Raw genomic sequence first — 13789 nt, 5'->3', positions numbered from 1 at the left:
TGATTGTAACCGTATATGTATAACTCGGAACAAAGAAGACGCGAGCTTATCAATTTCACATTTACAAAAACAAATGCAAAGCAAAGTGTACTTTGTACCACTTCTTCCCCCGACTTTAGATACGTTTTCACATGCATGTGAAATGAAGTTTAACACCTCAAGCAATGCAAACATTTTTGTAGGTCATATTAATGTTCATAAACTTGCCGGCGGCTCCGTTTTCCAAACCGGTACTGCAAACGAAGTGATAAGCCGAACAGGACCCAAAAGCATACAATGTGATATATAAATTTTGAAAGAAGGAATGTTATATGCCAGGCTTTTTTTTAGGTCCGATAAAGCTTGTAGAAAATGACGGTGTGGTTAACTTTGGCGATGCTTTTAACATCTCACCAAGCTACGCCGCAAAATCAGTAAACGGACCGGGAAGTGACAATTTAGGTGGGATCATTGTTACGAACAACGGCTTAAATATAACGAGCGCATACGACCCGGACCTTATCGATCAAAATGTAAAAAAGCTTTATTAATGTTTCATCAGAGATGAAAAAATTGGCGCTGTCCCATACAAAACCTTTAAATGATGGGCAGAAATATATTGGCTTTCACTAGTGGCACAAGTGCGACATCGACGCTTACGGTTGATTGATTCATGTCTGCTTTGCCGCCTGGGAACGCTTCAGCTGCCCGATTTCCTTCAAGAGCCTCGTTTTTTTCTTAAATCGTATGATTATAAACCTTTTGAGACAGCTCCTTCTCTTTTTATGTATACTTTAAGCCTCTACAATGTTAAATAAGCACCTTTCTGTTTCTTAAGCAGGTCGGCGTAATACGTTTTATCAAGAAACTCAAAGAAAAACAGTGCCTGCTCGTAACAACGGGCAATTTTTTCAACTTCTGCGTTTTCTTGCTCTAAACATTGGCCCTCATAGTAAAAAAACTGTCCGAGCAAAGACATGTTCTCATACCTTTTTGATAAAGCCTGACCGCGATAAACGGATGATTTTGCTTTTTTAAACTCACCTAAATCGTAGTATGTTTTTGCCTGATTATAGATTAATCGCAGCTGATAAATATGTGCAGCCCGCGCTGGTGACTTATAAGTTGGTAAAGATAAAGATTGAAGCGCCTGCTCAAATAGCTTTAAGCTTTCGTTAAGCTTTCCTTCTTCACTTTTCATAATGGCTAAAGAGTTGGTTATACGGGCTGGCAAATTTTCTAAATGTTCGCGGGAGGCTTTCAACTGCTCAAATAACGCTGAAAGGTTGCGTTCAGCTTCTTCTTTCGGTACAGCAGCAATACGGTAAGCTGCATACCAATAATTCCATCTTAAAAACGAGCTGAACCAATCATTAGAAAAGGTATATTCCGGCTTGCTAAGTTCTCTTTCTGCAACCTGAAATACCTTTTTATATTCATGACCATTTGAAAGCTTTTCCATATACTCAATGGTTTGATTCACATAGTCCGGTTGATCGAATTTTAAGAGTGGAAAGAAGTGTTCAATGGACACGTTTAAGCGTTCAGCAATTAAATAAAGCGTTTCGATATTTGGGGCGTGTTCGCCTGATTCTATCTTACTAATCGTTGCTTGCGTTACGTTTGAGGAGGACAAATCCTGCTGTGTGATCTGCTGCTGCTTGCGTAAACTTCGTATTTCTTTACCGAGGCGCTTTTTCATAGATGCATCATTCCTTCATAACTATACGGACCTCTTCAACGAACTTCTTATCCAACAAGGAAAAACGATGTTAAGATCACCCATATTTTAGCACATTTTATCAAAGCCACATAGGTCATATTGCTGCCAAAGTTAGCTTATATCTTTATTGATCAACTGCAGCAGTAACTTCTAGTTAAAAACCACTAAGACGTATCCGCCTGTCTCAAACCCTTGAGTCAGTTTAAAAATGATAATGACGCTGCCTAATGCTTAGATCACTTTCATTTTCCTTCACTGTATACAACCTCTTTGCTTAGAAAATACTATATGTATTATTTAATGCAGGAGGATATCGATATGACAAATGAAAATGAACAAGCTGAAGCAGATATCACTTCACAAAATGATAATCCGCTTCATATCGTGCATGAACTTATGAAGGATTCCGTGCAGTCGCTTGGTTATAGTGATAACGTATTTCGTGTGTTAGAAAAACCGTTACGTTTAATTGAAGTTTCTATGCGCATTCGAATGAATGATGGTTCGATCAAAAACTTCACAGGTTACCGCAGCCAGCACCTTGATATCTTTGGACCGACAAAAGGTGGGATCCGCTTTCACCCAAGTGTCACGCGTGATGAAGTCAAAGCTCTCTCCATTTGGATGTCCTTAAAATCTGCGATCCTCGGACTGCCACTTGGCGGGGGAAAAGGTGGCATCATTGTAAATCCTGAAGAATTAACAAGTGAAGAGCTTGAAGACTTAAGTCGAGCTTATATCCGTAAACTCACCCCTGTGATTGGTCCACAAAAAGACATCCCTGCCCCGGATGTGAACACAAATCCTGAAGTGATGGGCTGGATGATGGATGAGTACGATCAGCTCCGCGGTTACAATATCCCTGGTATGCTGACAGGTAAACCACTTATCCTCGGCGGCAGTGCCGGAAGACTTGCTGCGACCGGACGCGGCGTGGTACTTACAATACGAGAAGCAGCCGATGTATTAAACATGGATTTATCCACAAGCACTGCTGCCATTCAAGGGTTTGGAAACGTCGGGAGCATGACTGCAAAATACTTAGCAGAACTTGATGTTACTGTCGTTGCGATCAGCGAAGCATCCGGTGCGATTTATCAAGAAGATGGTATTGACATTCATGAGCTGCTGGAATTTATTGAATCGGGCGGCGTTATTGGAGATTATGATAAAGCTGAACAGCTGGACCCTGAGGAAATTTTCGGCCTTGAAGTCGATATCTTTATCCCTGCTGCCTTAGAAAACCAAATCACAGAAAAAACAGCTGGTCAAATGCAAGCCAAAATCGTTGCAGAGGCCGCAAACGGTCCTACAACCCCTGCAGGTGACAAAGTACTTGAAGATAAAGATGTATTTGTCATTCCGGATATTCTCTGTAATGCCGGCGGCGTGACGGTTTCCTACTTTGAATGGGTACAAAATGAGATGAACTATTACTGGAGTGAAGAAGACATTCATAACAAGCTCGAAGAACGAATGGTAGACGGATTTCACAATGTGCTTCATATGCGTAATGAAAAAAGCACACGTATGCGACAGGCAGCATATATGGTAGGTGTCGCCCACATTGCTGAAGGTTTATCCGCTCGGGGGTGGGTAAAACCTGGCGATCTTCATCAAGACCGTTCAACTTGACTTTTTTATAATGTAACGATAAGTTAGCTTTATAATCGCAACAAAAAGTGCGCCCGGACGTATGTTAACCGTTTCGGGCGCATGCTTATGTTATATAAAAGGAGCTTTTTAAATGGCACTGATTTACGGCCTGCTTACAGCTGCGGCGTTTGGCATTGGAGATTATATGGCAGGGCGGATCTCACGCCATTTGTCCGTATTAATTGTCATTTTTTATGCCCAAGTCGCCGGATGTGCTTTAATGATCCCGGCTGCCCTATTCTCCGGGCAAACGCCTACCTTAACCGCTGCCGGCTGGGGCGTGGCCGGCGGTATTGCACTTGGCTGCGGGTTTATTTTTTATTTCTACGCGCTCGCTTATGGAAAGATGGGCGTCGCTTCAGCTGTTACCGGCGTTTCCTCCGCTTTAGTTCCAGCAGCCGTCGGAATCTTGCTCGGGGAGGAACCTGGCCTGTTTGCCGGTGTCGGCATCTTTCTCGTCGCACTTGCAATCATCTTGATTTCTAAAAACACTGGCAAAGCGAATGAAAGTTCAAATAAAGATCAACGCGGGATCGGTATATCACTCGCTGCCGGAAGTTCCCTCGGATTATTTTTCGTCCTGCTGCACGTACCACCTGCTGAAGTGAGTTTATGGACCGTGGCATTTGCTATGATCGGTGGTCTACTTGCTGCAGGAGCAGCGCTGCTAGTGATGCAGATGAAGCCTTATGCAGCGCAATCTCTCTTTCGTTATACAATGTTGATGGGCACTGTACAGGCAGCAGGTGCGCTTACGTATGTCTTAGGTGTTAATTTAGGCTTATTGTCTATCGTAGCTTTAGCTGGAGCGATGTCACCTTTATTTACCGTTTTATGCGCCCGCTTGTTTTTAAAAGAAAAATTAAGCAAACTTCAACTTTCAGGATTTTTGCTGGCGCTGTTAGGTGTGGCACTCCTTTTAATCAGCAGTTCCTGACGAATACCGGTGGTTGATCCCTATAAACTTGACATTTGTTGTATCTTCCATGGCATATTTCACGCCTTCTTTTCCGATTCCGCTCTGCTTCACGCCGCCATACGGATGGTTATCCTGGCGGTACGTGGAAATTTCATTAATCCACACACCACCCATCTCTAGTTGCTGGGCAACTTGGAGGGCTCGGTTAATATTTTGGGTGAAGACGCCGGCCTGCAAACCATAAATTGAATCGTTTGCAAGTTGAACGGCTTCTTCAGTGGTAGAAAATGGGACAACCGAAACAATAGGCGCAAACACTTCTTCAGCAATCACCTTCATGTTGCGCTCTACATTCGTCATAATTGTTGGCTGAAGCACTGCCCCATCTCTTGTTCCTCCGGTTTCTACTACGGCCCCACCCGCCTTGGCATCTTCAATCCATGTGAAAGCACGCTCGGCCTCTTCTTCTGTGATCATGGGGCCGATATCTGTGCTTTCTTCGCGCGGATCTCCTGTCGTAAGCTGCATTGTCTTTTCCTTATACAGCTGTAAAAACTGCTCAAAACATGAATCCTGAATATAAATCCGCTGTGCTGAAATACAAGCCTGACCCGAAAATGCAAATGCGCCAGTGACAAGTTGCTCAGCCGCATATTCTAGGTCTGCATCTGCGAAAATTAAGTTTGGCGAATTCGAGCCGAGTTCAAGTGTTACTTTTTTCAAATCGGCAGCTGCACGAATTTCACGACCGACAGGAAGGCTTCCAGTAAATGAAATTTTATGAACTTTGTCGTGATTGACTAAAGCCTCACCTACCTCTCCCCCGCCTTGCACAACATTCAACACCCCTGGCGGAAGACCTGCATCATGAAATAACTCCGCAAGCTTATACGAAGAAATCGGTGTTTTTTCCGCAGGTTTCAAAACGACACAGTTCCCAGTAGCAATGGCTGGCGCTACTTTATGAAGTACAAGGTTTAATGGGAAGTTAAATGGTGTAATTGCACCAATGACACCTAGAGGCTCATGGACGACAAACCCCCACCGATTTTCACCACCTGAAGCTGCATCCATCGGCAGCACTTCTCCGGTAAAGTGGTTCACAAGCTCTGAAGCAAACCGCAGCACTTGCAGAGCCCGATCTACTTCAGCGCGGCTATGCTTCACCGGCTTCCCTGCTTCTTGAGTGATCGTTTCGACAAAAGTTTCCCGTCGCTTTTCAAGTAAATCAGCTGCTTTCCGCAAAATCGCTGCCCGCTCATACGCCGGCATATGCTTCATCGTTTCGTGAAACACTTCGTAACTGTCATTTACGGCCCTTGATGCCGTATCAGGATTTGCAGGAATGAGTTCGGCAATGGTTTCTTTTCGGTACGGATCTACAACATTTATCAGGCTCTCATGATGATCTTCATATGTTTTACCGTGGATGATTGAGCCGATCTTCAAGACTAGTCCTCCTTTTTATTACAAGAAAGCTGTTCAAACCGCTCTGTTAACTTCATGTTCTCTTTGTAGTCAACCGGGCAGTCAATGAAAACTGGTTTGTTTAATTCCACCGCTTTTTTTAACGCCGGGGTTAACTCATCAGCTGCTGTAATTTGGATTGATTCAAAACCGTACGCTTCAGCAAGCTGTAAAAAATCAGGATTTCCGAATGAAACGTGTGCATCGCGCTCAAAATGTTTCAATTGGTGCCACTCAATTAATCCGTACCCTTCGTCACGCCATAACAAAATGATCACCGGTAAGCCGAGACGAACGACAGTTTCCATTTCGCAGCCGGTCATTTGTAATGCACCATCACCTGCAACAGCTACAACTGGTTCATTTGGATAAACCATTTTTGCAGCAACAGCACCAGGTAGCGCAACCCCCATCGAAGCAAGACCGTTCGAGATTAAAAAGTGGTCAGGTGCACTTGTATGAAAGAGCCGCGCAAGCCACATTTTATGCGCACCAACATCAGTAATCACATGTGACCGTTCCGGAAGTGCTTCACGTAAGTCAGCACAGATTTTTTGAGGCTTAAGTGGGAAAGATGTATCATCACGTGCGCTCTCAACTTCATTAAGCACCTGCTCACGCACTTCAGTTGCCCAATCTGGAAGTGTATGCGTTCTTTGACACGCTTTCGTTAACCCTTCAAGATTGCTTTGAATGTCACCAACCAGTTGATGTTTCACTGGATAGTTTTGATCCGTTTCAGCTTCTAGCGAATCGATATGAATAATGGAAGTTTTACCTTCATTCCAATTTGCCGGCGGATACTCGACAATGTCGAAACCAATCGTGATGATTAAATCTGTTTCACGAAAAGCACAAGCAATATAATCATCCCCGCCGACACCTGCTGAAAGGAGACTATGTTGATTCGTCCTAGCTAAAGCGCCTTTACCCATAAACGTATGAACGAGCGGCAGATTGAGTTTTTCTACAAAATTACCAAGTTCCTCTTCAGCTTTGTTTCTAGCCACACCATTACCAACGAGGATCAAAGGTGCTGCAGCTTCATCAATTTCTGTCGCAGCACGCTTTACTGCATGTTCTTCTGCCATGACATGTGGCGATTCTACAATTTCAAGCGGCGCAGCATCAGTGTCGAGCTTTGCAATGTCTTCAGGAAAATCTAAGTGCACAGCACCAGGTTTTTCTCCTGCAGCTGTACGTACGGCTTTACGCACCATCTCCGGGATCGTATCCGGATCTTTAACTTGCGCGCTCCATTTGGTCACCGGTTCATACATTGCCGTTAAATTATAATGTTGATGGCTGATTTTATGCTGCCGGTTTAGCCCTGCTTGTCCAGTGATCGCAATGACCGGCTGATGATCCATCGTTGCATTGGCCACCCCGGTCACCATGTTTGTTGCGCCAGGCCCGAGTGTTGCTAGACAAGCTGCCGGGCGGCCGGTAAGCCGCCCATAAACGCCTGCCATAAAAGCAGCCCCAGTTTCATGACGGGTAACAATGAACTCAATTGAAGATTCCACCAGTGCATCCATGACATCAATATTTTCTTCACCAGGCACACCAAACATGTATTGTACACCTTCATGCTCTAAACAACGAATCAGCAGTTCTGCTGCTTTCACATGCAACATCCTCTCTACAGTCATTCCTTTTATCAGTCTTTACACTTCCACTAAACTTATCCTTACAAACCTGAAACAATGATTAGGGAACCGTCCGTACGGGTAAATATAGAGGGTTAATTTATAAGGAGGCGTTTCATATCGAGATTTTAGGCATACACCACGTTTCATCGCTCACAGCCCGGGCGGTGAACAACTTAGATTTTTATGTACGCGTGCTCGGCATGCGTCTTATTAAAAAGACAGTCAACCAAGACGACCCTTCGGTTTATCATTTATTTTACGGTGATGAACAAGGAAGTGCAGGAACTGAATTAACTTTTTTTGAAATCCCAAACATGGGACAGAAATACGAAGGTACAAACGATATAGCTGTTGTATCACTACGGGTGCCAACGGATGCTGCCTTAACTTACTGGCGCGAACGTTTTGAAACTTTTCAAGTGCCTCATGAAAGTATTCAAACGAAAAACGGCCGCGCTGTCCTGCCGTTTCAAGATTTTGAAGGCCACAAAATGGAGCTTGTAAGTGACGAATTAAATGATGGGGTTAAAGCAGGCGTCGTCTGGGGCGATAGTAAAGCCTCCACCGAGCACGGCATTACCGGATTAGGTCCGATTCAATTGAAAGTGAAACATGCTGATCGTACAGCCCGTGTGTTAACAGAAGTCCTTGGTTTTAAAGAAATTCAAGCAGGCACATTTGATGAAACAACACCGCCGCGGGTATTTTCTACCGGTCAAGGGGGGACAGGCGCTGAAGTTTATGTTTACGAAACTGAAAATGAACCGATGGTCCGCCTCGGCCGCGGCGGTGTACATCACGTTGCTTTCCGGGTTACGGATGAAGAGGAGCTTCGTCAATGGATACGAGTACTGACAAACGCCGGCTTTAGTCACTCTGGATTTGTCGACCGCCACTACTTCCGCTCCTTGTACTTCCGTGAAGCAAACGGCATTTTATTTGAGCTTGCCACAGACGGCCCTGGTTTTGCGGTAGATGAAGATGCTGCCTATTTAGGAGAAGCGCTTGCACTGCCGCCATTTCTCGAAGATAAGCGCGCTTCTATTGAAGCAAGATTAACACCACTTCCAAACCCGAGAACGGAGATGTAAGCCAGACTGGTTAGAATCATCGTTCTTAATTACCTAATTGATCAACATTGGATCACTGTAATCTTTTCGTGTTCGTTTACAACAAGCTAATTTTGCATTATTGAATGATGGAAAATTAGAGAGTATTAAAAACGAGTTGAAAAAAATCGAGTAGGAGGCCCCGACCTCTCACACCACCGTACGTACGGTTCCGTATACGGCGGTTTCATTTACGTCCACCGATGTTGATCATATCGGTGCCATAAGCTCATCAACCCTTGATCGGCCCAGTAGGCTTCATCAAGGGTTTTGTGCATCACAGGGCTTCTCGCAATTCGCCAATAAGCCTTTCTGGATCTTGCCCATTCCCATGCTTTCCGACGACTTGCGCCGTGTTGAATTAACATCTTTGTCCGGTTTCTAATCGTTTTCCATTCTTTCCATCGTATCATCCGGAGCCTTCGTTTCAACCAGCTGTCAATTTCGCGGAGGACTGAAGGCGTTTCTGTGAGTTGGAAATAGCCCAGCCAACCGGTGAGGTATTGATTCAAGCGTTTAATCCGTTCCTCCATTGGTATGGAGGTTCTTCGGCTCGTTAGTGTCTTGATTTTCCCCTTGATTTGTTGAATACTCTCTGAAGCAATACGGATCTTAGGATCCTTTCTTGATGGGGTAAAACTAATGCCAAGGAACTTCCTCCGCCAAGGGCGGTCAACGGTGCTCTTTTCCCGGTTGACCCGAAGCTTGAGTTTCTTTTCGATGAATGCGGTAATAGATGCCATCAAGTTCTTACCCGCGCGTTTTGACTCGGTGAACATCATACAGTCGTCGGCGTACCTCACGAAGCGTACACCCCGCTTTTCAAGTTCCTGGTCAAGCTCATCCAGCACGATGTTTGATAAGACCGGACTTATCGGCCCTCCTTGTGGCGTTCCTTTCGTTGAAGCACGAGTCACTCCGTCCTCCATCACACCTGCTTGAAGAAATCTCCGGATGAGTCGGAGCACCTGGGGGTCATTGATACGAAAGCTCAGCGTGCGCATCAATCGATCATGGTTGACTTGGTCGAAAAACTTCTCAAGATCAAGATCCACCACCCAGCGGTACCCTTCCCTGATGTAATTTCTCGCTTTCCTGACGGCATCATGTCCTCGGCGCTTGGGCCGGAATCCGTAGCTGTGTTCAGAAAACATTGGATCATAAACCTCTGTGAGCACTTGGCTTACAGCCTGCTGGACAAATCGATCCGTGACCGTTGGGATCCCTAGATCCCTTGTGCCTCCGCTCGGTTTCGGGATTTCGACACGACGGACGGGTTGAGGGATATAGGTCCCCTGCCGGATCTGTTCTGTAATCATTTCACCATGCGTTTTGAGATGCTCTCGTAAGGATTGAACGGGCATCTGGTCTACGCCATGGCTTCCTTTATTACGCTTTACCGTTTGAAAAGCTCGGTTCAAGTTGTCTCGATCAAGGGTCTTTTCCAGCATGATATTTCTCCTCGGACAAGGTGTTTCTTATTGTGTGGTACCATCCCTCCACCCTTCTGACGGCCCCCGTGGGATTCACCACTTCTTACGTCAGGAAGGAACATTGTGTTTCTGCTTCATTGGGTGGTACGTACGCCAAGGCACCTTGTTTCATAAATGATTCAGCCCTTTCCCGATCTATCCGGAAGACCGGGTACTATGGCTTCTGCTGACTTCTGACCGTTCAGCGGTCTCTCTTGAGACCGGTTGCCACATGAGTGCGGCCTGTCGGTCAGACCTCCCCGGGTAAGCCTGACATCTTCCCTTCCACGTCCCCGCCTCATTTACTGCCGCTTCCTTTGGTCGTTCGGATTTTAACTTGTTTAGCAGTCTCATCCAAAAGCGACAGCCTACTTATGAGATTCGTATGCCTCGGGGCGGAAGTTTGCCTCCGACTTCCTTCAGATTCCGCTTCACAACGGACACCCTTGTCATTGGCTAACGACTACAACGACCTTCGCCGTTCGTATAGATACTAGGCATGCCGGGCACACTAGAAAAACCCCCGAAGCCTGTGGCTCCGGGGGTTACTTTTACTTAGTAAGTGGATAGGTACTGCTCGCGCTCCCAAGGGTGAACTTGTGTGCGGAACATGTCCCATTCGATTTCTTTAGCTTCAACAAGGTGCTCAACAGCATGCTCGCCGATAGCGTTCACAAGCACTTCGTTTCGCTTCAAGTTGTCAATCGCTTCTTTCAACGTGCCAGGAAGTGCTTTAATGCCTTCCTCTTCACGCTCTTCCTCGCTCATGACATAAATATTGCGGTCTGTCGCTTCCGGTGCGTCAAGCTTACGCTTAATCCCGTCAAGGCCGGCGGCAAGCATCGCTGCCATTGCAAGATAAGGGTTCGCTGCCGGGTCCGGGCTGCGAGCTTCGATACGTGTGCTCAAGCCGCGGGAGTTAGGGATCCGTACAAGCGGGCTCCGGTTACGCAACGACCAAGCGATATAAACCGGCGCTTCATAGCCTGGTACAAGACGCTTATAAGAGTTAATAATTGGGTTTGTAATCGCTGTGAATGCTTCAGCATGCTCTAGAATACCCGCCATAAAGTGCATCGCCGTTTCGCTCAGCTGTGTTTCTGTATTCTCATCGAAAAATGCGTTCTGCTTGTCACCTTCAAAAAGGGACATATTACAGTGCATGCCTGATCCATTCACACCAAATAGCGGTTTCGGCATAAATGTTGCGTGCAGACCGTGTTTACGCGCGATCGTTTTCACGACGAGCTTAAACGTTTGAATATTGTCGCATGCAGTCAATGCATCAGCATATTCGAAGTCGATCTCGTGCTGACCTGGTGCAACTTCGTGGTGGGAAGCTTCAATTTCAAAGCCCATCTCCTCAAGTTCAAGCACGATATCGCGGCGGCAGTTTTCACCAAGGTCAGTTGGCGCTAAGTCAAAGTAACCGCCTTTGTCGTTTAATTCCATCGTTGGTTCGCCTTTTTCGTCGTTTTTGAAAAGGAAGAACTCAGGCTCCGGGCCAATATTAAATGCAGGGTATCCCATATCTTCAGCCTGCTTCAAGACCTTTTTCAAAATACCGCGCGGGTCACCTTCAAATGGGTTCGGTTCGCCGCCTGGCTTTTTGCTCGGCTCGTAAACGTCACAAATTAAGCGGGCAACTTTCCCTTTCTCAGGCGTCCAAGGAAATACAATCCAAGTATTTAAATCCGGGTATAAGTACATATCTGATTCTTCAATACGAACAAAGCCTTCGATCGAGGAGCCATCAAACATCATTTGATTGTCGAGTGCCTTTGGCAGCTGATCAACTGGAATTTCTACGTTTTTAATAATTCCTTGCAAATCTGTAAATTGTAGGCGGATAAACTTGACGCCTTCTTCTTCTGCTAAACGTTCAATGTCTTCACGCGTATAAGTGGGTGCCATCGGTTTTTCTCATCTCCTTTGAACATTTTCTATATTGTGACCTGCCTGGCTTGGCAGGGAACCACCAGCTTAATATCATGCATTAATGGAAAAAGTGAGACAATTGACCTTGAATCATAGACGTTTTCTTTTGACTTGCGGCCATCATTGCTTCGCGCTTCATGTGGCGCCGCAATTCGCGATCGCTCAACTCACGCTTCGTTTCTTTTTCTTCTTCGTCTTGCAGGTCAAGCTGTGCTTGGCTTTCCAACTCCAACTGCATAATTTCTTTGATCCCGGCTAAGTTAACCCCTTGATCGATTAAACGCTTCACTTCAAGCAGCCGGTCCACATCGTTAAATGAAAACAAACGTTGATTACCCTCGGTCCGCTCCGGGTATATAAGACGGTGCTCTTCATAATACCGAATCTGGCGCGGCGTTAACTGGGTAAGTTGTTTTACGACGCGTATCGGAAAGAGAGGCAGGCTGCGGCGTTCTTCATCAGTCATTAAGAACCGCCTCCTTTCGTTTAACTTGTTACTTAGTTTACTTCATGTTAACTTTAGCGTCAATACATGTGAAGAAAATTAACATATAATTTTTTGAACTTTTCGACTCGGATATGAATGTTATAAAAAAGAGCGCCATCAAGGCACTCCAGTAAAATTTATTCCTTTGTGATTTGGTGAAGCTTTTCAACAGCTGCGATGACTGCTAATTTTACATGGGCATACATTAACCCGCCCTGCACAAAGGCTGTATACGGCGGACGGAGCGGCCCGTCTGCGGTAAGCTCAATGCTCGCACCTTGAATAAACGTGCCAGCTGCCATAATGACTTCATCTTCGTAGCCTGGCATCGCACTTGGTTCAGGCGTTACGTTGGCATCGACAGGCGACTGCCGCTGAACCTCCTGACAAAAAGTTATCATTGCTTGCCGGTTATGGAAATGTACAGCTTGAATTAAATCGGTTCGTGCTTCCTGCCAGTTCGGTGTCGTGTCAAACCCAACTTCCTCGAGAAGCGCCGCTGTAAACAACGCCCCTTTTAGTGATTCTTGTACGACGTGTGGCGCTAAAAACAAACCTTGATACATCTCCTGCAGCATATTAAGGGTTGCCCCGCCTTCGCTGCCGATGCCCGGTGCTGCAAGCCGCGATGCCGCCTGGGCAACAGCTTCTTCACTGCCGGTAATATAACCTCCGGTACGAACGAGGCCGCCGCCGGGATTTTTAATTAAGGAACCGGCACAAATGTCTGCTCCGGCATGCCCAGGCTCTTTCGTTTCCACAAATTCGCCGTAGCAATTATCAACAAACATATACGCTGATGTATAAGGCCGAAGGATCGATACGGCTTCAGCAATCTCTTGGATTGGAAATGACGGCCTGTCTTCGTAACCACGGGAGCGCTGAAAAGCAATAACCTTTGTTTTTTTAGTGATCGCTCCTTTAACAGCTTCAAGGTCCATCGAACCGTCTGACTTTAACGGGATCACTTTAACTTTTAGTCCTAATGACGAGAAGTTGCCAGGCTCATCCCCGGTTAAACCGAGCACCGTCTGCAGCGTATCATACGGTGTGCCTGAGGCATAAATTAATTCATCACCCGGCCGCATCAACCCAAATAACGCAGCAGCGATCGCATGTGTCCCGGAAATGAGCTGCGGCCGGACTAAAGCAGTCGCATGCCCAAACAACTCTGCATATACGGCTTCAAGCACATCGCGGCCGCTGTCGTCATACCCATAGCCGGTTGTTCCCTGGAGGTGAAAGCTGCTCACATGATTTTGGCGGAACGCCTCAAGTACGCGGGCCTGGTTTTGTTCAGCGGTTGCTTCTACTTCGCTAATACGCGGGCGAATTTTTGCTTCTGCTTGTTTAATGATATCTCCAATTTGTCGTTCTGCCATGCCTG

11 protein-coding genes are annotated in these 13789 nt (G+C 46.0%); 4 read left to right on the top strand and 7 right to left on the bottom strand.

Annotation, left to right across the window (positions count from 1 at the left end; translation table 11 throughout):
- Nucleotides 1-311: 311 nt before the first annotated feature.
- Nucleotides 312-530 carry a spore germination protein gene (locus tag B0H94_RS01015; protein ID WP_106587367.1) on the top strand — a complete coding sequence of 73 codons (219 nt, stop codon included), beginning with the start codon at nucleotides 312-314 and terminating at the stop codon, nucleotides 528-530.
- Nucleotides 531-781: 251 nt separating this feature from the next.
- On the opposite strand, the gene B0H94_RS01010 is transcribed toward B0H94_RS01015, so the two are convergent.
- Nucleotides 782-1681 (bottom strand): helix-turn-helix domain-containing protein, encoded by a 900-nt coding sequence (locus B0H94_RS01010; protein ID WP_106587366.1) that lies wholly within the window; start codon nucleotides 1679-1681, stop codon nucleotides 782-784.
- A 339-nt stretch (nucleotides 1682-2020) separates the two neighbouring features.
- On the opposite strand from B0H94_RS01010, the gene B0H94_RS01005 reads away from it, so the two are divergent.
- Entirely contained in the window at nucleotides 2021-3337 is a 1317-nt protein-coding gene (locus tag B0H94_RS01005; protein ID WP_219899782.1) for a Glu/Leu/Phe/Val family dehydrogenase, read from the top strand.
- A gap of 112 nt (nucleotides 3338-3449) precedes the next feature.
- Entirely contained in the window at nucleotides 3450-4295 is an 846-nt protein-coding gene (locus B0H94_RS01000; RefSeq protein ID WP_106587365.1) for a DMT family transporter, read from the top strand.
- Here B0H94_RS01000 and B0H94_RS00995 read toward each other — a convergent pair.
- Together B0H94_RS00995 and B0H94_RS00990 are read right to left on the bottom strand one after the other, a co-directional pair.
- Nucleotides 4278-5726: an aldehyde dehydrogenase family protein gene (locus B0H94_RS00995; RefSeq protein ID WP_106587364.1), complete on the bottom strand. Its 1449-nt coding sequence runs from the start codon at nucleotides 5724-5726 to the stop codon at nucleotides 4278-4280. The two genes, B0H94_RS01000 and B0H94_RS00995, sit on opposite strands and share 18 nt — an antisense overlap.
- Before the next feature lie 2 nt (nucleotides 5727-5728).
- Nucleotides 5729-7372, bottom strand: coding sequence for an acetolactate synthase large subunit (locus B0H94_RS00990; protein ID WP_106587363.1), 1644 nt, complete (start codon nucleotides 7370-7372; stop codon nucleotides 5729-5731).
- 140 nt (nucleotides 7373-7512) lie between these two features.
- On the opposite strand from B0H94_RS00990, the gene B0H94_RS00985 reads away from it, so the two are divergent.
- Complete coding sequence (locus tag B0H94_RS00985) at nucleotides 7513-8487, top strand: ring-cleaving dioxygenase (protein WP_106587362.1); 975 nt, start codon at nucleotides 7513-7515, stop codon at nucleotides 8485-8487.
- Nucleotides 8488-8696: 209 nt separating this feature from the next.
- On the opposite strand, the gene ltrA is transcribed toward B0H94_RS00985, so the two are convergent.
- The 4 genes from ltrA to B0H94_RS00960 form a co-directional block, all read right to left on the bottom strand.
- The gene (gene ltrA, locus B0H94_RS00980; RefSeq protein WP_106587361.1) at nucleotides 8697-9959 is read right to left on the bottom strand and encodes a group II intron reverse transcriptase/maturase; all 1263 of its coding nucleotides are present in this window, start codon (nucleotides 9957-9959) and stop codon (nucleotides 8697-8699) included.
- A 573-nt stretch (nucleotides 9960-10532) separates the two neighbouring features.
- Complete coding sequence (gene glnA / locus B0H94_RS00970) at nucleotides 10533-11891, bottom strand: type I glutamate--ammonia ligase (protein WP_106587360.1); 1359 nt, start codon at nucleotides 11889-11891, stop codon at nucleotides 10533-10535.
- An 82-nt stretch (nucleotides 11892-11973) separates the two neighbouring features.
- Nucleotides 11974-12381: a MerR family transcriptional regulator gene (locus B0H94_RS00965; protein WP_106587359.1), complete on the bottom strand. Its 408-nt coding sequence runs from the start codon at nucleotides 12379-12381 to the stop codon at nucleotides 11974-11976.
- Between the two features lie 158 nt (nucleotides 12382-12539).
- Nucleotides 12540-13784 (bottom strand): methionine gamma-lyase family protein, encoded by a 1245-nt coding sequence (locus B0H94_RS00960; protein WP_106587358.1) that lies wholly within the window; start codon nucleotides 13782-13784, stop codon nucleotides 12540-12542.
- Nucleotides 13785-13789: the final 5 nt, after the last annotated feature.

Source organism: Salsuginibacillus halophilus, from assembly GCF_003014715.1.
Classification (GTDB): domain Bacteria; phylum Bacillota; class Bacilli; order Bacillales; family Marinococcaceae; genus Salsuginibacillus; species Salsuginibacillus halophilus.
The sequence above is the reverse complement of the archived record's forward strand: the minus strand, read 5'-3'. Positions and strand labels throughout refer to the sequence as shown.